Annotated in this window: 19 protein-coding genes; 4 read left to right on the top strand and 15 right to left on the bottom strand. The window is 37.2% G+C overall.

Annotation, left to right across the window (positions count from 1 at the left end; all coding sequences use genetic code 11):
* Positions 1-36: 36 nt before the first annotated feature.
* The 4 genes from M030_RS0111830 to folK form a co-directional block, all read right to left on the bottom strand.
* Entirely contained in the window at positions 37-1,941 is a 1,905-nt protein-coding gene (locus tag M030_RS0111830) for an ATP-dependent DNA helicase RecQ (RefSeq protein WP_027373691.1), read from the bottom strand.
* Positions 1,942-2,018: 77 nt separating this feature from the next.
* Complete coding sequence (locus tag M030_RS0111825) at positions 2,019-3,452, bottom strand: OmpA family protein (protein ID WP_027373690.1); 1,434 nt, start codon at positions 3,450-3,452, stop codon at positions 2,019-2,021.
* Positions 3,453-3,513: 61 nt separating this feature from the next.
* On the bottom strand, positions 3,514-4,638 hold the full coding sequence (locus M030_RS0111820; RefSeq protein WP_027373689.1) for a hypothetical protein: 1,125 nt from the start codon (positions 4,636-4,638) through the stop codon (positions 3,514-3,516).
* Positions 4,639-4,655: 17 nt separating this feature from the next.
* Positions 4,656-5,072, bottom strand: a complete 417-nt coding sequence (gene folK, locus M030_RS0111815) for a 2-amino-4-hydroxy-6-hydroxymethyldihydropteridine diphosphokinase (protein WP_027373688.1) — start codon at positions 5,070-5,072, stop codon at positions 4,656-4,658.
* Positions 5,073-5,093: 21 nt separating this feature from the next.
* On the opposite strand from folK, the gene sppA reads away from it, so the two are divergent.
* A complete protein-coding gene (sppA, locus tag M030_RS0111810) occupies positions 5,094-6,848 on the top strand; it encodes a signal peptide peptidase SppA (RefSeq protein ID WP_027373687.1) in 1,755 nt (584 codons plus the stop codon).
* A 69-nt stretch (positions 6,849-6,917) separates the two neighbouring features.
* Here sppA and M030_RS0111805 read toward each other — a convergent pair whose 3' ends face one another.
* From M030_RS0111805 to rpmB, 6 genes are all read right to left on the bottom strand, one after another.
* Positions 6,918-7,172 (bottom strand): GlsB/YeaQ/YmgE family stress response membrane protein, encoded by a 255-nt coding sequence (locus M030_RS0111805; protein ID WP_027373686.1) that lies wholly within the window; start codon positions 7,170-7,172, stop codon positions 6,918-6,920.
* Between the two features lie 70 nt (positions 7,173-7,242).
* Positions 7,243-8,196 carry a signal recognition particle-docking protein FtsY gene (gene ftsY, locus M030_RS0111800; RefSeq protein ID WP_027373685.1) on the bottom strand — a complete coding sequence of 318 codons (954 nt, stop codon included), beginning with the start codon at positions 8,194-8,196 and terminating at the stop codon, positions 7,243-7,245.
* A gap of 15 nt (positions 8,197-8,211) precedes the next feature.
* Entirely contained in the window at positions 8,212-8,679 is a 468-nt protein-coding gene (locus tag M030_RS0111795) for a RidA family protein (protein ID WP_027373684.1), read from the bottom strand.
* Between the two features lie 89 nt (positions 8,680-8,768).
* Complete coding sequence (locus M030_RS25285) at positions 8,769-8,918, bottom strand: DUF4295 family protein (protein WP_072885541.1); 150 nt, start codon at positions 8,916-8,918, stop codon at positions 8,769-8,771.
* Positions 8,919-8,937: 19 nt separating this feature from the next.
* Positions 8,938-9,120 (bottom strand): 50S ribosomal protein L33, encoded by a 183-nt coding sequence (gene rpmG, locus M030_RS0111785; protein WP_027373683.1) that lies wholly within the window; start codon positions 9,118-9,120, stop codon positions 8,938-8,940.
* Between the two features lie 6 nt (positions 9,121-9,126).
* Positions 9,127-9,369, bottom strand: a complete 243-nt coding sequence (rpmB, locus tag M030_RS0111780) for a 50S ribosomal protein L28 (protein ID WP_002976757.1) — start codon at positions 9,367-9,369, stop codon at positions 9,127-9,129.
* Positions 9,370-9,612: 243 nt separating this feature from the next.
* On the opposite strand from rpmB, the gene M030_RS0111775 reads away from it, so the two are divergent.
* Entirely contained in the window at positions 9,613-11,322 is a 1,710-nt protein-coding gene (locus tag M030_RS0111775) for a T9SS type A sorting domain-containing protein (RefSeq protein WP_027373682.1), read from the top strand.
* 203 nt (positions 11,323-11,525) lie between these two features.
* On the opposite strand, the gene lnt is transcribed toward M030_RS0111775, so the two are convergent.
* A complete protein-coding gene (gene lnt / locus M030_RS0111770; RefSeq protein WP_027373681.1) occupies positions 11,526-13,160 on the bottom strand; it encodes an apolipoprotein N-acyltransferase in 1,635 nt (544 codons plus the stop codon).
* 55 nt (positions 13,161-13,215) lie between these two features.
* Here lnt and M030_RS0111765 point away from each other — a divergent pair, with 55 nt between their 5' ends.
* Positions 13,216-13,629, top strand: a complete 414-nt coding sequence (locus tag M030_RS0111765) for a VanZ family protein (protein WP_027373680.1) — start codon at positions 13,216-13,218, stop codon at positions 13,627-13,629.
* Here the strand turns inward: M030_RS0111765 and proC are convergent.
* From proC to M030_RS0111745, 4 genes are all read right to left on the bottom strand, one after another.
* Positions 13,619-14,422 (bottom strand): pyrroline-5-carboxylate reductase, encoded by an 804-nt coding sequence (gene proC / locus M030_RS0111760; RefSeq protein WP_027373679.1) that lies wholly within the window; start codon positions 14,420-14,422, stop codon positions 13,619-13,621. The two genes, M030_RS0111765 and proC, sit on opposite strands and share 11 nt — an antisense overlap.
* A 237-nt stretch (positions 14,423-14,659) precedes the next feature.
* Positions 14,660-15,673, bottom strand: a complete 1,014-nt coding sequence (gene murB, locus M030_RS0111755) for a UDP-N-acetylmuramate dehydrogenase (protein WP_194295701.1) — start codon at positions 15,671-15,673, stop codon at positions 14,660-14,662.
* A 2-nt stretch (positions 15,674-15,675) separates the two neighbouring features.
* The gene (locus tag M030_RS0111750) at positions 15,676-16,161 is read right to left on the bottom strand and encodes a hypothetical protein (protein ID WP_027373677.1); all 486 of its coding nucleotides are present in this window, start codon (positions 16,159-16,161) and stop codon (positions 15,676-15,678) included.
* A 10-nt stretch (positions 16,162-16,171) separates the two neighbouring features.
* Positions 16,172-17,377, bottom strand: a complete 1,206-nt coding sequence (locus M030_RS0111745) for a pyridoxal phosphate-dependent aminotransferase (protein ID WP_027373676.1) — start codon at positions 17,375-17,377, stop codon at positions 16,172-16,174.
* 221 nt (positions 17,378-17,598) lie between these two features.
* Between M030_RS0111745 and M030_RS0111740 the strand changes: the two genes are divergently transcribed.
* Positions 17,599-19,392, top strand: coding sequence for a T9SS type A sorting domain-containing protein (locus tag M030_RS0111740; RefSeq protein WP_165446392.1), 1,794 nt, complete (start codon positions 17,599-17,601; stop codon positions 19,390-19,392).
* Positions 19,393-19,459: the final 67 nt, after the last annotated feature.

Below are 19,459 nucleotides of genomic sequence, written 5' to 3'. Positions count from 1 at the left end.
ATGGGATTTTTTATACGACTAATTATACACAAAATCCTAATGATTCAGTGCATAGGTTCTGAAGTTTAGCATTTTCACCTTTCCTGAATCAAGCAAAAAGATAAGATTTTCTAAGATGTTTTCTTTGGAATGATAGCTTAATTGTATGGAAAGTTCTTCAATAGTAGAAGCTTTTTTAGCTAATAGGTTAATGATCTGCTGTGAAATATTTTTACCGAAGATGGACTGTTTATTTTTTTCACAAACAGAGCATTGACCACAATTTTTTGAATTCTTCTCACCAAAATAAGCAAGGATAAGTTTCATTTTGCAGTAATCATTATTTTCTACATAAAACTTCATCTCTTCCCATTTCTGGATTTTATTTTTCTGGATATGTTCAAAGAGTTTCCAGTACGCATTCTGAATGGCCCTCTCATCCCTTGGTTTTAAAAACTTTATACTAGACAGGGCTCCGTCAATATATTCAAGATAATTCTTCTGTTGAAGTTCTTTCAAACGTTCTTTAATCAATTGTGGGCTTACTCCGATTTTATTGCTGACCTGCTGCTCACTGAACATTACTTTATGAGTCGTAATTCCGGACACTGAACGGAGTAGAAGCTCGATAAAATAGGCATCTTTTTGAGGTAACTGATCAATCTCATCAGATTTAATGAAAAGTTCAAGAGAAGATAAACTCTTGTTGTCATTGTGATAGATAATCTCCTGATTGTGCAGGAAATTAAGGACATTATTAATTTTCGCTTTAGACAATCTGGTGAAGTTTTGTATTCCGGAGATATTCAGCTGGAATGTTTTCTCCGGCAGTTCAAATTCGGCAACCTGAAAAATAGAGTAGAGGTAACTGATGATCTTTAAAAATTCAGCTTTATTGGGAATTTGATTTTTTAAAATTTCATCAAAATTCAAAAGTTCCTGTTTGTTCCAGAGCATAAAAGCAAAGCTGTCTTTACCGTCTCTTCCGGCTCTCCCGATTTCCTGGTAATAATTTTCAATAGATGCGGCAGGAGAGTAGTGGAGTACAAAGCGTACATTGTCTTTATCGATTCCCATTCCAAAGGCATTCGTGGAAATCAAGACGTGATTATCACTTTTATTCCAGGTTGTTTGTCTTATATTTTTTTCTTTGGCTGTTAAGCCGGCATGAAAGTAATCTACGTTTTTTAGCTGATTTTTCTTTAAAAATTCATCCAGTAATTCTGCTTCCTTTCTGGTTCTTACATAAACAATCCCTGAGTCGTTATTGTATTTTAGAATATCCAGTACCCGTTGAAATTTGTCAGAAACCTCTTCGGTGAAGATTCTGATATTATCTCTTTTAAAACTTTTTTGAAAGACGGAAGGATTTCTGAGTTCCAGTTTATTTTTGATTTCATCCAACACTTTTGTGGTAGCTGTAGCGGTAAGGGCCAGGCATGGAATTTCAGGGTTATTGCTTCTAAAGCCTTTAATATTCTGATAACTCGGACGGAAATCCTGTCCCCATTCTGAGATACAGTGAGCTTCATCAACTGCAATAAAGGAAAGTTCAATTTCTTCAATGTTTTGCAAAAATTGAGTATTCGTCAGTCTTTCGGGGGATACATATAGTAATTTTGTAAGTCCTTCTTTACATCGGTCGTAAATAGTTTCCGCATCATATTCATCCAGTTCGGAAGATAAGTATTCTGCTTCTATGCCACGGAATTTAAGTTGGTTTACCTGATCTTTCATCAAAGCAAGCAAAGGTGAAATGACAAGGCAGGTTCCTTCTTTTAATAACGCAGGAAGCTGGTAGCATAATGATTTTCCGGCGCCCGTAGGGAGCAGAACCAGGGTATCTTTTTCATTAATAACGGAATTGATAATTTCTTCCTGAGAATCTCTGAAGCCGGTGTAGCCCCAAAAATACTTAAGAGTATCATATTTTAGCTTTTGAAAATCCTGCGGCGAAATCATGATGTAAAAGTAAGGAAAGTATTAAAACAAAAAAAGCCACGCGGTGCGTGACTTTGATATAATAAATAATAAGTTTACTATTTAGCTTCGAAGTATACTCTTCTGTTTGCTCTGTTTTTCCATTCAGGGCATTTTGTTGCTGGTTCACACTCAGGGTATTTAAGGTCTTTTTCACCTTTACCTACTGATTGTAATTTACCAGACTGAACACCATTTTTAATCAGGTAGTTCTTAACGTTGTTTGCTCTTCTTTCTGATAATTTCTGGTTGTAAGCATCAGTACCTCTTGTATCAGTAGCTCCGATTACTTTATAACCTCCGTTTGAAGAATTGATATAGTTTACAGCGTTATTCAGAATAGGAGTATTTGAAGGTAAAATTCTGTCAGAATTTAAATCAAATTCGATTCCTTCCAGTTTAGTTTCTGTTTCTATTACAGGTCCAGCGGTATTAGGGCAACCGTTGTTTTCAACAGGTCCCGGAACCGTTACGCACTTATCGTAAAGGTCAATAACACCGTCTAAGTCTGTGTCTAGAGCAACTCCGGCACCATCCACTCTTGCTCCGGCAGGAGTGTCGAGTTGTCTGTCCCAATCGTCGCATACTCCATCGTTATCAGCATCTCCTTTTTTACATACTTCGATATCCTGGTTTTTGTTAGCCAATACATCAAGTTTGTAATAGATTTCCTGAAGTGGATCATGCCACATTAAGTGAGATTCGTGTTTTCCTAATTTCAAAGAAAGACCTAAAGTAGCGTTGAAGAAGTTGTCTGATACCTGTGAAGAACGTCTGTTAACTTCGCTGTATGGATCTCCACCTCCGTCAAAGGTATCATCACCTGTTATTACATACATTAATCTACCTTCGATGTCGATTCTTCTGTTAACTTTGAACTTTAAACCGGCACCAGCCTGAGCAAAGAAAGATCCAAGCTTGAATGGTTTAACTTCCGTCATCAGCTGTTGTCCTTTGCTGTCTTTCTGGTATGCTCTGTAAGCGATAGTACCAACACCACCATACCCATGAAGTGCCCATCTGTAAGGAGAGTGGTTGTCAACTCTTCTCAATAAATTAGAGAAGTTGATATCTCCTAAGATAGAGATCGCATCATACTGAGTTCTACCGGCTACAGCTTTTGCATCAGGAGCAGCATCTTTAGTATTGAACCATCCTTGTCTGGTTTCACCTCTGTCGTATTGTAAATTGATACCAAAAGCATGGGTGATTGCTTTGTCAATACTTACATAAGCAGAATATCCAAAAAGGTTTTTACCGTTACCATTTTTGATTGATGTCAAATCAGCCGATTGCATTAGCGGAACACCAGCTCCTACTGAGATAGACCAGTCGTTAAATCTTTTTGCTTGGTTGTTAAATGGGGATACATTTGCAGAACCTGAAGAAAATGTATTAGGATATTTTCCGTCTGTGGCTGCAGTTGAGTCTTGTGCAAAACTGGCGACAGGGATTGCCAAAGCCAGTGAAGCAATTGCTAAACTTAATTTCATCGTGTATTATTATAATGATTTTTTTGAAAAGTACAAAGTGGCTAAAAGCCACTTTGTTATATTATTTAGTCGGACAACCGTTATTCTCAACAGGTCCCGGTACAGTAACGCACTTATCGTAAAGATCGATAACGCCATCAAGATCCATGTCTAATGCAACTCCGGCACCATCCACTCTTGCCCCGGCAGGAGTGTCAAGCTGTCTGTCCCAGTCGTCACATACACCGTCATTATCCTTATCTCCTTTTTCACAAACTACAAAGTCTGTAGAAGCATTTTCTAAGACATTTGTTCTGTAGTAAGCTTCCTGAAGAGGATCATGCCATGCCAGATGAGTTTCCTGCTTTCCTATTTTGAAAGAAGCACCTAAAGTAACTGTCCAGGCATTATAAGATCTCTTATTGTTAAGAATCGTGTATCTGTATCCTGATTCTACAGGAGCTGCAGGATCATAACTTGAATTGTTGTAACCGCTTCCGTCAAATGATTGTTCACCACTGATAAGATACATGGTTCTGGCTTCAATGTCAATAAGTTTAGACACGTTATATTTTAAACCTAAACCAAACTGATAGAATATAGATCCGAAATCAAGATCTTTTTTAACGAATGAAGGTACCCTTTTAGGATTGTCACTCCATCTGTTTCTGTCATTATCATGCAGAGACGTTCTATAACCCATAAGTCCCAGTCCTCCATAACCATGGAATGCCCATCGGTAAGGAGAATGATTATCTACTCTTCTTAGCAGATTGGAGAAGTTGATGTCCCCTAATAGGGAAACCTGATCAAACTGTGTTGTAGCAGTTGCTACACCTGCCATTTGTCCTGGAACACCTGGCAGCTGACCTGTTTGTTTGGTTTCTCCTCTTGTGTACATTATACTTGCACCAAATGTATGTGAGATTTGTTTGTCAATACTTACATACGCACTGTATCCCCAGTTGACTTTATCCTTGTTGATGGATGTTAAAGCAGAATGAACCATAAATGCTGCACCGCCTCCTACGGAAACGGACCAATCTCTAAAGCGTCTGGCTTTGTTGTCAAAAGGTTGTACATTAGCTGAACCCGAAGAAAAGGTATTAGGGTACTCAGTTGAAGAGTTTACTGTGGTACTGCTGTTTTGAGCTTGTGCATAAGCTGCGATAGGCAGTGTGGCCAATAATAATAAACCTAATTTCATACAATATGTTTTATGTTTTAAATAAAATCTTTTAATAATATTCTAGAAAACTCCCTTTCAAAAAGATGTTTTTTATGAGGGATTTCTAATCTTTCTGATTTAAAATTCAATTCATTATACGTAATGATGTCAATGTCTATTATTCTGTCAGCATAGCCTCCGGAAGCCTTTGAATCATTAATTCTTCCCATTTCAACTTCAATTCCCTTTAAACAGTCAAGCAGTTGAATTGGTGTATAATGCGTGAATATTATTGTTGCAATATTACAAAAAATATTGGAACTAGCAAATTCTACAGGATCTGATATTAAAAATTCGCTTATTTGTGAAATGTTATTTCCCGCCTCTTCTATTTTGCGTAATGCAAGCTCTATATTTTTTTTTTGATCTCCGAGATTACTTCCTAGTAACAAAACTACCTTTTGCTGCGACATATTAGAAAATTGATTGATTTTATGAGAAGTTTCTTTAAAAATGTTTTGGCAAATATAGTCGCAATTGTGATACTTTGCGCTTTATTTTTCATCTTTTTCATTATGCTGCTTGTGTTTAGTTCTATGGGAAGTGATAAGTCGGTAGTGGTGAAAAAGAATTCGGTTCTTACGATTAATTTAAAAACAAATATTATAGATAGTCCTACAGAAGAAGAAATGGGACTGTTTGGAATCGGAACTCAAAACAAGAGTGTTCTTTTATATGATGTGTTGGAAGCTATCAATAAAGCTAAAACTGATGATAATATTAAAGGGATAAGTATTGAGGCTGATGACTTAAATGCTGGATTGACGCAGATTGATGATATCAGAAACGCCATTGAAGATTTTAAAAAGAGCGGAAAATTTGTGTATGCCTACGGAAATGGAGTTTCGCAATCCGCTTATTATTTAGGATCGGTAGCTGATCAGTATTATCTTAATCCTGCAGGCGGGATAGAGCTTAAGGGGCTTTCTACTGAAGTTGCCTTCTTTAAAGATTTTGCGGATAAATATGGAATCGGTATTGAAGTTATCCGTCACGGGAAATTTAAAGCTGCCGTTGAACCCTTTTTAAGAAATGATATTTCTCCTGAAAACAAAGAACAGCTGAGTGTCCTTTTAAATGACCTTTGGAAAAATACATCCACTAAAATGGCTGCTTCGAGAAAGATGGACACCCTTCAGTTTAAAACAGTCGTTGATAGTTTATATGGGATGATTCCGGAACTTGGGCTGAAATATAAACTGGCAGATAAACTTATTCAGAAAACAGAATATGAAGATCTGATTAAGGCAAAATTAAATATCAAAGATAAAGAGAAACTGAGCAAGATATCATTGGCCAGCTATATCAATTCTTATGCGGATGAAGATAGTTCAGGCGAGAAAGTGGCAATATTATATGCTTCAGGATCTATTAATAACGGAGATAATTATAATGACATCCATTCTGAAAAATATGTAAAATATATTAAAAAGCTTCAGGAAGATGATAAAGTGAAAGCGGTCGTTTTCAGAATCAACTCTCCGGGAGGAAGTGCCAATGCTTCAGATGAAATTCTTTTTGAACTGCAACAGCTGAAAAAGAAAAAACCTTTGGTTGTATCTTTTGGTGATTACGCAGCATCAGGAGGTTATTATGTGGCGATGGCTGCAGATAAGATCTATTCAGAACCTAACACCCTTACGGGATCTATCGGAGTTTTCGGAGTAATGCCTTATTATAAAGATATTGCCAGTAAAAACGGAATCCGCGCGGATATTGTTGCTACAAATGCCAACTCTATGTACTATTCCGGTTTAAATGGGGTTACACCTTACGGAGTAAATATGATGACAAGAAGTGTTGAAGGTACGTATAAAAGGTTTGTACATTTTGTAACGCAAAACAGAAAGCAGACTTTTGAGCAAATCGATAATGTTGGCGGAGGGAGAGTATGGAGCGGAATTCGTGCCAAGCAGATCGGTTTGGTAGATGAATTAGGAACTTTAAATGATGCCGTAAAATTTGCTGCACAAAAAGCAGGGTTAAAATCGTATCATGTAGATTCTTTCCCTAAGAAAATGTCTCCTGTAGAACAGCTCTTCAAAGATCTTAATGAGGAAGATGTATCGGCAAGAATTATCAAGAGTAAAATAGGTAAATCCAATTATGAGATCTTACAGCAGATCACAGACAAAAAATTACAGTCTGACATTAAAATGGAAATGCCTTACCAGATTAGGGTTAACTAACTAAATTATATTGTACACAAAAATCCCGGATCTGAATTTCAGACCCGGGATTTTATTTTTTTATACGTATCAGCTTTTCTTTGTTGCCATTCCGTAGATCCAGAGGACAATGAGTGATCCTCCTACAGCTAGCAGCATGCTTCTGAAGTCGAAACTTTCAACTGTTCCCCAACCAAGAAAACTTCCTATAAATCCTCCAACAAACGCTCCTATAATTCCCAGGATAATTGTCATAAGCCATCCGCCTCCCTGAGTACCCGGCATGATTAATTTTGCAATGGCTCCAGCGATAAGACCAAATAAGATCCAAGTTAAAATTCCCATAGTTTCAAATTTTTTAATTGTTAATATTTAAATGATTTGTTTAGTAAAATAAGGGAAAGTATGATTTTCATCATCTTTTCTTGAAGAATGAGTCTACAAATTCCGTACCATTAAAAAGTTGAAGATCCTGCATTTTTTCGCCTACGCCAATGTATTTTACCGGAATCTGAAACTGATCAGAGATCCCGATAACAACTCCTCCTTTAGCAGTTCCGTCAAGTTTTGTTACCGCTAATGCATTCACTTCCGTGGCTGCAGTAAACTGTTTTGCCTGCTCGAAAGCATTTTGCCCGGTTGAACCGTCTAAAACCAATAAAATCTCATGAGGCGCATCAGGAATAACCTTTTGCATTACCCTTTTGATTTTAGAAAGTTCGTTCATCAGGTTGATTTTGTTATGAAGTCTTCCTGCAGTATCAATGATCACCACATCAGCATTCTGGGCAACGGCACTTTGTACGGTGTCAAACGCTACAGAAGCTGGATCAGAACCCATTTCCTGTTTTACAATAGGAACGCCAACTCTTTCACTCCAGATTACCAGCTGATCAACTGCTGCTGCTCTGAAAGTATCGGCAGCACCCAAAACAACCTTTTTGCCTTCTGATTTAAACTGGTGAGCCAGTTTTCCGATAGTAGTTGTTTTACCGACACCATTTACGCCCACGACCATAATGACGTAAGGCTTTTTAGAAGTGTCAATATTTCCTGTTCCCGCATGCGGGTTTTCAAGCAGTAATCCTGAAATTTCTTCCCTAAGAATATGATCCAGTTCGTTTACGCCAACATATTTATCTCTGGCGACACGTTCTTCAATTCGTTGAATGATTTTGATGGTCGTAGAGGCGCCTACGTCGGATGCAATCAGGACCTCTTCAAGATCATCAAGTACCTCATCATCCACCTTGCTTTTACCGACTACGGCTTTCGTCATTTTTTCAAAGAAACCCTGACTGGATTTTTCCAACCCTTTGTCAAGTGTTTCTTTTTCTTCCTTTTTGAAAATATTTTTAAACCAACTCATTGTTTTAGTTTATTCTTATTTATTTTTAATCACTGCTGTGGCTTCCACCTCGATAAGAACGTCATCTCTGAAAAGCCTGCTTACTTCTATAAGGCTGCTTACAGGAGGGTTTTCAAGATTAATATACAAATCTCTCACTTTTCTGAAATCAGGAGTTTTGGATATATCTCTGATGAAAATTCCGAGTTTTATAATGTCCTTACCTGTACCACCGTATTCTTTCAGGATGTTTTCAATATTCATAAAAACCTGACGGCTCTGTTCTTCTACGGTATTTCCCGCCAGGTTGCCTTCCGGATCCAAAGGAACCTGCCCGGATAATAAAATCATTTGGGAACTGCCACAATCAATGCTTACTGATTGCGATAATCCTTTAATGTTGAAAACTTTTGGCGAACTTTTATATTCTACAGGGTTCATCGTTTTCTGACTGAATGAAAATAGAAAAGTTGCTGTGCAGAACAGAGCAAGAATCTTTTTCATATTTTACTGATTAATAATCTGGTGAACAAAGATAACAAAAAAACTACCCAAAATATGAGTAGTTTTTTATATTGTAAACAAAGTACTGATTATTTTTTCAAATAACCGTCAACTTCGTCAGCATTCATTACTTTTTCTTCGAAAATGTAAGCTCCTGATTTAGAAGACTTAACCATTTTCACCACTTTAGTCATTTTCTTAGACCCAGTTTGTAGGGTTGCTACTACTTTCTTTGCCATTGTAAATTATATTTATAAATTACTTGATTTCTTTGTGAAGGGTAGATCTCTTAAGAACAGGATTGTATTTTTTCAATTCCAATCTCTCTGTAGTGTTCTTTTTATTTTTTGTAGAAATGTATCTAGACATTCCCGGCATACCACTTTCTTTGTGCTCTGTACATTCAAGGATTACTTGAACTCTGTTTCCTTTTTTTGCCATGATTTATTAATTCTTTTTAATCAATCCGTTTCTAGTAGCTCTTTCAATAGCTTCTTCGATTCCAATCTTGTTAATCACTCTCAATCCATGAGCTGATACTTTCAGTGTTACGTGCTTATCTTGCTCCGGAAGGTAAAACTTCTTCTCTAATAAGTTAATTTCAAAACGACGCTTCGTTTTGTTATTAGCGTGAGAAACGTTGTTACCAACCATTGCACGCTTTCCTGTTATTTGGCAAATTCTTGACATATCTCGATGTTCTTATTTGTATAATATTTGAGAGTGCAAAATAACGAAGAATTTTTTAGATAGACAAATCTTTTGGAAAATATTTGCAAATAAGTAACTGATTAATAATATTGAATTTTTAAAATATCCGAATTATCGGGATCTCGCAGAAAATCAGGGCTGATATATTTCATACTGCCACTTTTTAGTCCGGCGAACTTAATATCCTATCTTTGTTTTTAATTAATCTAAATAAAAATAATTATGAGGAGAATTTATATTCTATTGTCGATGCTTCCTATTGCTGTAACGGCACAAAACTTTACTGAAGTACAAACAGGAATGACGAATTTCTATTATTCAGCAGCAGATATTGCTGATATGAATAATGATGGTACACAGGACATTGTGTTTAACGGAGCAATAGATTCAGATGGAGACGGGAATGTAGATCAGACGTTTAATGAAGTATATGTAAATAATGGCGGAGTATTGTCTCCCTATGCTGGTTTGAGCGCAGTTACCCATCTTGGAGATATCAAATTTATCGATTATAATAATGACGGATTAATGGATATTATTTCTACCGGTCTGAGCTATATGGATGTTGTTAATTACAAACAATACCGCTTCAGAAATACAGGCTCAGCTTTTGTAAAAGAGGAAGAGCTTCCCGGAAAAATTTACGGATCTATGGAGGTTTTTGATTTCAATCATGATGGAAAACCGGATTATGCAGTCAATGGGACACAATATGCTCATGGCGGTGGCTTCAGAAATACTCTGGATTTTTATCAAAATACTGGAGCAGGCTTCAACATGACTGAAAACTGGGTGGACGGAACCCAGAGCGGAAGCTTTAAAGTGGTTGATTTGAATAATGACCATCTTCTTGATTTGGTCGTTATCGGATCAGATATCGAAGGTTTTCCGGTGTCTAAAGTATATATGAATCAGGGAGGAACATTGGTTCCGACACAAGATCTGGATCCTGTTTCTGTTGGTAAAATTGATTTCGCTGATTTCAATGCAGATGGTTTTCAGGATATTGTCGTGATAGGTAAAGATGAAAATGACAATGGCTATTTTGCTGTGCTGATGAATGACGGAACAGGTATTCTTACGGCTCAGCACATCAATATGCCCGAAGTTTCTGATGCTTCAGTAAGTGTGGGCGATTTGAATGACGACGGATATTATGATTTTATCGTATCCGGAAATGTAGATTATAATGCTTTTGTTAAAACGTATTTATATAATCCGTCTTCTCAACAATTTGCTGAAGAAACTGCTACCGGTTTGTATCATCTGGGAGGCCCTGGAGTATTGCAGTTGTTTGATTTTAATAATGATAACCATTTGGATGTTTTGTTGGGAGGATTTGATTGGACCCATTCGGATCTGCCGTCTTTGACAAAACTTTTTAAAAATACTTCTGCAAAGGTCAATATGAAACCAACCCCACCTACCAGCCTTAATCTTACAAAAACAGGCAACAGATTCAATTTTACATGGAGCGGAGCATCTGATGATAAGACACCCGTGAATGCACTGCGATATGAAATTAAAGTGGGATCTACCCAGGGAGGGCAGGATATTGCAAAATATGTGGTAACTACTCCTTCATGGTTCCTGGATCTTGATCCGGCTATTCAGAATGTTTTCTGGAGTGTACGATCAATTGATGCATCAAAAGCATATTCTGATCCTTCCGTGGCAGGTACATTGGGAACTGTTGAAGTTAAAACGATAAGAAATCAGGTGAGTATTTATCCTAATCCCACATCAGATAAAGTATTTATTAGGGGAGAAAAGGCATCGGAAGCTGAAATGTATGCAATGGACGGAAAGAAACTGAATATCATGTTAAAAGGAGATCAGTCTATCGACGTTTCTCACTTACCTAAAGGAGTATATCTATTAAAACTGAAGATAAAAAACGAAATAACCACGAGGAAACTTACGATTAAGTAATTGAATCAATTCTATCTTCTATCAATGAGAAAAGCCAGACGTCCAGCTGGCTTTTCTTTTTTTTATTTTCTTATTTGCTTAGGAATATGTCTAATAAATAAAAAACTCCGTCATCTGCTCAACCGCCGGGAGTCTATTTAATCTCCCTAAGATTTTGCAAATGACGCAGGTTATATTGGATGTATAAATATATTGTGATCTTACTATGCTTTCTTTGTCTTGGCCTGAAACCATTTAATTAAATAATAAAACAATAAAAACCCTAAAGCAAATATTGAAAATCGGGATAAAATATCTCCCGCTCTCGAGTAGAAAGTCAGGGTATCGTAAAGATTAACTTTTGCAAATAAGGCGGTCTGGTCACCATAGAAGGTATCGGCTTCCACTTCACCTTTTGCATTGATGTGTGCGGAAATTCCACTGTTGGCGGCACGGGCGATCTCTCTTCGTGTTTCAATGGCTCTTAATCTTGCATAGGATAAAAGTTGCTTGTGTCCTTCCGTTACGCCCCACCATGAATCATTGGTTACAATACCGAGAAAGTTGGCGCCTTTTTTTACATAATCCGTGACAAATTCGCCATAAATGCTTTCATAACAGATAATCGGAGCAATCTTTCCTTTATTGTAAGGATTGGAAAAAGCCACTCTTTCTTTGTCTGTACTTAAAGAAGCAACCGTACCGCCCAGATTTAGCATGGCATCACCTAGCAAAGGCTTTAAAACACTCATGTAAGGGAAGATCTCAACTCCGGGAACCAGTTTTCCTTTATGATAAACCTGTACCTTCTGATTCGGTGCCACCTGAATGGCCGTATTATAACTGGCTACCCAAACTCCCTGATTGATCTGGTAAGCTTCTTTAGGCATTGCTGAAGGATTAAAATATAAGTGATGTGATGAAATTCCCGTTGTAAATACAGATCCAGGATGTCTGGCTAGAAAATCTTTGAGATTGTTCAATAATAAGCTTTTTTCAAAAGCTGTTTCAGAGATAGAACCTCTTCCGGGAAGTGCTGTTTCGGGAGCAAGATAATAATCGATTTTACCGGTTGAATTCTTTTCAGCCAGTGCCAAAAGATCATTTTCAATAGTGAGACTGTCTTTGGAATATTTTTCAGCATAAGGATCAAGGTCAGGCTGTAACATCAGTACATTGACCTGCCCTGACGGTTTTTCGTCAAAATTATTGTATTTGATCACTGAAATAACCATAGGAATGGCAATTAAAGCAAGGACAATAGATGAATTTCTGATCAGGTCTTTTCTTTTTCTCCCGGCTTCAAAAGTTCTGACTGTATAAAATATTAAAACATTGATCAATAAAATCCAGAAACTTCCGCCGGTTGCGCCCAGAGTATCATACCATTGAATCAGCTTAGGGTATTCTGAAAACGCATTTCCTAAATTAAGCCATGGCCATGTCAGCTCCCATCCGAGGTGAAATTTTTCAAAACTCATCCAGATCGCTACGAAAAAAGCCAATCCCCAATAGGTTCCCTGTGCATTTTTATACCAATGATAACATTGGAAAACCAGAGAATATAAAAGAGAATTAACCAGTACCGGAAATACCACGGCCATCATAGAATGGCTGCCATCCGGATTTTTTGAGCCATACAACCAGCCTGTAGTTACGATATTCCAGATCACAAAGCACAAGTAAGAAAGTCCGAAAACCATCCAGCTTTTCCTTTTATAATCTGAAAATTTTGAGATTCCGTGTTCCATCATCAGAAGGGGAACAAGGGCAAAAAATATAAAAAACGGAACTCCATAAGTTGGCCATGAAACCGACAGCAGCATTGCTGAAATAAGTGTAAGTAATACGTATTTCATTAAATTATTTTAATATACAAATTTAATGTTTTTGAAATGAATATCTTAGCACCTGATGGGAAAGAAATTTTATAAAATTATCATTATCCCCTATACTTTATTTTTGCTGTATCTTATGTTTTTAGGAATGGGCAGATTCCGGTATGAAGATCATTTGATTACTATAGAGCCGGTTTTTTCAACCATAAAATTTATCCGGGGGACCAGTGATTGGAAAAACATGGTCACTATTGTTTTGGGAAATGTGGTGATGTTTATTCCTTTTGGGTTTCTGGGCTGGTTTTTCCCCCGATTGCAACAAGTAACACCACTGATTTTTACATTTATATCAGCAATTGTGATTGTGGAAGCGCTTCAGTATTTTACCCGAATGAGAATATTTGAAGTCGATGATATTATCCTGAATACTTTTGGTGCATACGCAGGATGGTTGCTTTACAGAAAAATTGAAAAAAGATTTAGTTATTGAGTTCCTTAGCGCGTTTTTCGGCGTTCAGAATCCCTTGTTGTAAAATCCCTTTAAAATTACTGTCTTCAAATGTTTTTAAGGCCGCTTCAGTAGTACCTCCTTTGGATGCTACATCTTTAATCAGTTCTTCAAGATTTTTTTCAGAATTGTTGATCAGGTGGTAAGCACCCAGCATGGTTTGCTTTACAAAAAGTTGAGACAGGTTTTCCTCAATGCCCATTTCAATTCCTGCTTTAATCATGGCATCAACGATATAGTAGAAGTAGGCCGGCCCGCTTCCTGACAGCGCAGTAACGCCATCCAGAAGTTCTTCATTTTCCAGATAAACAGACCTTCCTGTGCTATTCAGTAATCTCTCAATATTGATGAGCTGACTAAAGGAAATGCCTTCTGCAGCTGTGTATCCTGTGATTCCCATTCCAAGAAGAGTAGGAGAGTTGGGCATTGCTCTTACCACAAGAGGATGATTCAGTAATGTTTGAATTTTACCGATATTAATCCCTGCCATGATAGATAAAACCATCTGATTATCTTTTAAAGTAAACTGAATATTTTGGGCAACCGTTTGAAAATCCTGTGGCTTTACCGCAATAATGATCAGGTCGGCATCGATGTCTTTTACTTCTTCAAAAGTGGAAATTTTAGATTTGGGAAATTCTTCAGCTATTTTTGATTTTTTTTCCTCATTTCTGATAATCAGATGTAAATGTTCAGGTTTGATCAGTTCATATTTCAAAAATGATTTTGAAAAAGAAAGTCCCATATTTCCGGCTCCCAGGATCGCTATTTTCATATTGTGCTTCTATTTTCAGCTAAAATAAGAATTTATACAAATACTATAGTAATTAGAGAAGAATGGATTTGTTGTGGTTTGGCATAAAAAACATTTTATAAATTTTGTTCGAAGCCTGAAAATTTTGATAAGAGGTTCTATAGATTACCACTATTAAACGGATTATTTCATTCGTGCATTAGTGGTAATTCTAAAAAATAAAAGAGGCTGAGTCATTATTGATTCAGCCCTGTCTATTTAAATAATATTCACTTCCCGCTCAAGCTCTATTCCGAATTTCTCCTTCACAGAATTGATGATGTCGGTGGAGAAATCAAAAATTTCCTGTCCGGTTGCTTTTCCTGTCGCATTGACAATGACCAGGGATTGAAGTTTGTGAGAAGCAACGTTCCCAATTTGCTTACCTTTCCATCCACATTGCTCAATCAGCCATCCGGCCGGGACTTTTACCATATTTCCGTTTGGATAGCCCTGGATATTTTCAAATTTTTGTCGTAAGCTTTCAAATTGAGCCAGAGGAATCGTCGGGTTTTTAAAAAAACTTCCGGCATTTCCGATTTGTTTGGGATCCGGCAGTTTGCTCTGTCTGATATTGATGACAGCTCTGGAAACATCCTGAATAGTGGGGTTCTGAATATTTAAATGTTCCAGTTCGGATTTGATGGCCCCATATTCTGTTTTGATATGGTGATCTTTTTGAGTCAGTTTAAAAGAGACTTCCAGGATAACGTATTTCCCTCTTCCTTCCTGTTTGAAAATGGAATCTCTGTAGCCGAATTTACATTCTTCCAGGTTGAATGTTCTGATTTCAAGATTCTCTACATCCAAGACCTTACAGCTGACAAAAGTATCTTTAATCTCAGTCCCGTAAGCACCTATGTTCTGCATGGGTGAAGTACCTACATTTCCCGGTATCAAAGAAAGGTTTTCCAGTCCGCCAAAGTTTTTCTGCAAACAGTACATCACAAATTCATGCCAGTTTTCTCCCGCTTTTGCGGTCACGAGAACCTCATTTTCATTAATGATCTCTTCGGATATTCCTTTTAGGTTGATTTTAACAGCCAGGCCATTAAAATTTTTTGTCAAAAGGATATTACTTCCGCCGCCTAAAAACAAAATGGGTAAACATTGGTCTTTTGAAAACGTAAGTGCATCTTTTAGTTCTTCAATACTTTTTACTTCTGTAAAATATTGAGTGTTGGCATCAACACCAAAAGTATTATAAGATTGTAAGGAAAAATTTTCTTGCATGTTTATTGGTATTCTTTGGGAAGAATGTTGTCTAATTGTTCTTTAAACTGTTGAAGTTGTTTATAATGTTCAGTATCTGCAAAAGAATTAACGTAGATATGAGCTTTTTTAGGAGTACGGATCTGGAAGGTTTCATCAATTCCGTCTACCGACTGCTGACTTGGCGAACTTTTGATATCATCCAGATCTTTAACGTTAATGGACGATATAAGTCGCTTCCAGGTATCATTGCTGATAGCCGAAACCCATTGCTGGTGAGTATGATTGATGGTGGCTCCTTTTTCAGCAAAAACAGAATCTTTTGTGACTTTTATAATGGTGTATTCTCCTAAAGTTCCGCCAATATGAGATATACTGATCGAATGTATCTCATCCGAATTCTTGGAAGCGGCAGGTGGCCTCTGCGGTTTGGTGTCACAAGAAAACAATGCCGACAGCAAAAAGATCGAAAACAGGATTTTCAGATGGAGATTTTTTGTTGTCGGCATGCTGTATAATTTAAAGGCTAAATTCTTCTCTGTACTTTTTTAAAGCTTCTTTCAGAATTTCAGCACTTCTTTTTAAGTCTTCTTCTTTTAAAACGTAAGCAATTCTTACCTGTTTTTTTCCTAATTCAGGATCACTGTAGAATCCTCCTGCAGGAGCAACCATAATGGTTTCGTTATTCAACGAATATTTCTCAAGTAACCATTGTGCGAACTTTTCTGTGTCGTCAACCGGAAGCTCGGCAACGCAATAGAAAGCACCTCTCGGCTTAGGACAGATTACTCCCGGAATAGCATTCAGAAGATCTACCAATACATTTCTTCTGTGAGTATATTCTTCTCTTACAGCTCTGATGTACGGGCCATCATTCTGGTGAGCTGCTGTTGCTGCAATTTGTCCCAGAAGAACCGGACTTAGTCTTGCCTGAGCAAAAAGCATTGCTGCATTACGGATTTTGCTTGAACGGGTTACCATACATCCGATCCTTACACCACACATAGAATAACGCTTGGATTCAGAGTCGATAATGATACAGTTTTCTGCTAATTCAGGGAAGTCAAGCATAGATACCTGCTGTTTTCCGTCATATACATATTCTCTGTATACTTCGTCAGAAATGATGACGATATCATATTTTAAAGCAATTTCAGCAAGTTGCTGAAGTTCTTCACGGGTATACAGGTATCCTGTAGGGTTACCCGGATTACAGATGATGATTGCTCTTGTTTTTTCTGTAATTTTTTTCTCAAATTCTTCTACCGGCGGAAGGGCAAATCCTGTATCAATAGTAGAAGGTACTGCAACTACGTTCACATCGAATGTACTTGTGAAGCCATTATAGTTGGCATAATAAGGTTCAGGAATAATAACTTCATCCCCTTCGTCGCATAAGGTGGAAATAGCAAAATTAAGGGCTTCAGAACCTCCGTTCGTTACCATGAAGTTATCCGGTGTCAAATCTGAAAAACCTAGTGAATGGTAATATTCAGTAAGGGCCTTTCTATATTCGATATTGCCTTCAGAAAGTGCATATTCCAATACTTTTAAATCAATATTTTTTAAAGCGTTTAAAGCTGTTTCCGGAGTTTCAATATCAGGCTGCCCGATATTAAGGTGATATACTTTTATTCCTTTCTGTTTTGCTTGTAATGCAAAAGGAACCAGTTTTCTTACCGGCGATGGCGGCATGTGCAGTGCTCTGTTTGAAATATTCGGCATTGTTTAAAAATTTGTATGACAAAAATAGGATTTAATTTCTCAATAATAAAATTAAGAGCAGAAGAAGTGAATCTTATTTCCGGATTGCTTTTTACTCATTAAAAGTTGTTCTATTTTTTATAATTTATTATTAATATTTTTTCGTTAAATGTTGAATTTTTATTAATAATATTATTTTTATATTAATATTTTTATTAATTTTCAAAGCAAATATGAAAAATATGACAATAAATTTATTTTCTAGGGCATTGCCTGTGATTGGTTTCTTCTCTGCATCTTTTATGATGGCTCAAAATTTTCAAACGATGCCTGTACAGTCAGGGTATACGGAAGATGTAATTGCCAACGGAATAGGTGCTGCCAATGCATCTACGACCTTGGATGTTGACGGAGTTTCTTACAATTTTGTAGCAAGAGATTTTCAGCTTACTGCTACCAGTGTTCCTCTTACTTATGGTATTCCGACTGACGGTATTATTAATTCTGCTGTGGCTTCAACGCCCGGCTTAACCTTTCAGCTTGGAGATTTAAGTGGAAGCAATTCACTGCGAATCAGTAGTAGTAACACAGGTAGTAATACGGGTACCATTACTTTTACAAACCCTGTAGCAGCCTTTAAATTATATATGCTTTCAACGAGTGGAAGTGGGGCTTCTACAGTCAATATAACAGTAAACTTTACGGATAATACCTCTCAGGCTTTTACAGGGCAAAGTGTTCCGGATTGGTATGATGGCAATAATTACGCTATCCGTGGAATAGGAAGGATTCTCAGGAATACAAACAGCTTGGAGGCCAGTACAACGAATCCAAGATTATATCAAACAGTTTTAAATATTGATCCGGCTAATCAAAACAAACCTATTCAAAGTGTTACGATTACCAAAACAAACAGTAGCGGTGTTGCCAATATATTTGCATTTTCAGCGGATGCTTATAGTACTTGCGTTGCTCCGACATTAGCTTCGGTAGGAGCAATTACTGCCAATTCTGCTCTGATTTCGTGGACGGTTCCTGCGGGCACTCAGGCTGCGAGTCATGATATATATTATAGTACAAGTGCTACAACTCCACTAAGCAGTGCTGTGCCAAATTATCCCGGAGTTACCGGAACGTCATATACTATCGGAAATTTATCTCCAAGTACGAACTATTATTACTGGGTAAGAACAAACTGTAGTGGTGGAACAGGACAAAGCTCATGGTCATTTGTAGGGACATTTAAAACGTTGTGCGGAGCAATGATCCCGCCTTATACTAATGATTTTGCCAGCTTCCCGGGCTCATGCTGGGAGAATCTTACAGGAGGAACACCGGCTACGGGACCAACAGGAAATGGAAGCAGCTGGACTGCTGACGGGTTCCTCAACGTTGGTACTACCGGCTCAGCAAGAATAAATCTGTATTCAACCAATACGATAGGATGGCTAAAGACTGTTCCTTTTGATCTTTCTGCCGGCGGCTACAGAGCGAAATTTAATTTTGGAGTAACCACCTACTCCGGAACTGCGGCTTCAACAATGGGCTCTGATGATGTAATTCATTTCATGGTTTCCAATGATGGAGGTAGTACATGGGACATCCTGAAAACCTGGGGTACCAGCAATACGCCTTCCAATACTTCTAATGAATATACTTATGATTTAGTCAATAATATCGGGGCTAATACTGTATTTGCTTTTTACGGAACAGACGGAACGGTAGATGATACCCCGGATTATAACTTCTATGTTGATAATTTTATTGTCGAAAATGCACAGTTAAGTACTTCTGAAGTTAAAACAACGACACCTAAGATAAATATTCACCCAAATCCTTTTAAAGATATCTTATACCTTTCCGATACTAAGGATGTGAATAAAATAACTGTTGGAGACGCATTGGGTAGAGTAGTTAAAAGTATTGACGGTTTTACAAAGCAAATTGATTTAAACGAGCTTGGTACCGGATTATATTTTGTAACCCTTTACTTTAAAGATGGCTCCAAATCAACAGTAAAGGCCATTAAAAAATAGTATTGAAGATTAATAATTTCATAAGACAGCCAACTTAATGGCTGTCTTTTTTATAAAAATTAGAAAA

Origin of the sequence: Chryseobacterium sp. UNC8MFCol, assembly GCF_000482305.1 — a bacterium.
GTDB classification, from domain to species: Bacteria; Bacteroidota; Bacteroidia; order Flavobacteriales; family Weeksellaceae; genus Chryseobacterium; species Chryseobacterium indologenes.
The sequence above is the reverse complement of the archived record's forward strand: the minus strand, read 5'-3'. Positions and strand labels throughout refer to the sequence as shown.

Bases quoted from the DNA above. Each gene is read 5' to 3' on its own strand.
- proC (WP_027373679.1), bottom strand. From the start codon at position 14,422: ATGAAAATAGCGATCCTGGGAGCCGGAAATATGGGACTTTCTTTTTCA.
- M030_RS0111820 (WP_027373689.1), bottom strand. From the start codon at position 4,638: ATGAAATTAGGTTTATTATTATTGGCCACACTGCCTATCGCAGCTTAT.
- rpmB (WP_002976757.1), bottom strand. From the start codon at position 9,369: ATGTCAAGAATTTGCCAAATAACAGGAAAGCGTGCAATGGTTGGTAAC.
- folK (WP_027373688.1), bottom strand. From the start codon at position 5,072: ATGTCGCAGCAAAAGGTAGTTTTGTTACTAGGAAGTAATCTCGGAGAT.
- M030_RS0111795 (WP_027373684.1), bottom strand. From the start codon at position 8,679: ATGAAAAAGATTCTTGCTCTGTTCTGCACAGCAACTTTTCTATTTTCA.
- M030_RS25285 (WP_072885541.1), bottom strand. From the start codon at position 8,918: ATGGCAAAGAAAGTAGTAGCAACCCTACAAACTGGGTCTAAGAAAATG.
- M030_RS0111765 (WP_027373680.1), top strand. From the start codon at position 13,216: ATGGGAAAGAAATTTTATAAAATTATCATTATCCCCTATACTTTATTT.
- rpmG (WP_027373683.1), bottom strand. From the start codon at position 9,120: ATGGCAAAAAAAGGAAACAGAGTTCAAGTAATCCTTGAATGTACAGAG.
- M030_RS0111775 (WP_027373682.1), top strand. From the start codon at position 9,613: ATGAGGAGAATTTATATTCTATTGTCGATGCTTCCTATTGCTGTAACG.
- M030_RS0111750 (WP_027373677.1), bottom strand. From the start codon at position 16,161: ATGCCGACAACAAAAAATCTCCATCTGAAAATCCTGTTTTCGATCTTT.
- M030_RS0111830 (WP_027373691.1), bottom strand. From the start codon at position 1,941: ATGATTTCGCCGCAGGATTTTCAAAAGCTAAAATATGATACTCTTAAG.
- sppA (WP_027373687.1), top strand. From the start codon at position 5,094: ATGAGAAGTTTCTTTAAAAATGTTTTGGCAAATATAGTCGCAATTGTG.
- lnt (WP_027373681.1), bottom strand. From the start codon at position 13,160: ATGAAATACGTATTACTTACACTTATTTCAGCAATGCTGCTGTCGGTT.
- murB (WP_194295701.1), bottom strand. From the start codon at position 15,673: ATGCAAGAAAATTTTTCCTTACAATCTTATAATACTTTTGGTGTTGAT.
- M030_RS0111745 (WP_027373676.1), bottom strand. From the start codon at position 17,377: ATGCCGAATATTTCAAACAGAGCACTGCACATGCCGCCATCGCCGGTA.
- ftsY (WP_027373685.1), bottom strand. From the start codon at position 8,196: ATGAGTTGGTTTAAAAATATTTTCAAAAAGGAAGAAAAAGAAACACTT.
- M030_RS0111740 (WP_165446392.1), top strand. From the start codon at position 17,599: ATGACAATAAATTTATTTTCTAGGGCATTGCCTGTGATTGGTTTCTTC.
- M030_RS0111805 (WP_027373686.1), bottom strand. From the start codon at position 7,172: ATGGGAATTTTAACTTGGATCTTATTTGGTCTTATCGCTGGAGCCATT.
- M030_RS0111825 (WP_027373690.1), bottom strand. From the start codon at position 3,452: ATGAAATTAAGTTTAGCAATTGCTTCACTGGCTTTGGCAATCCCTGTC.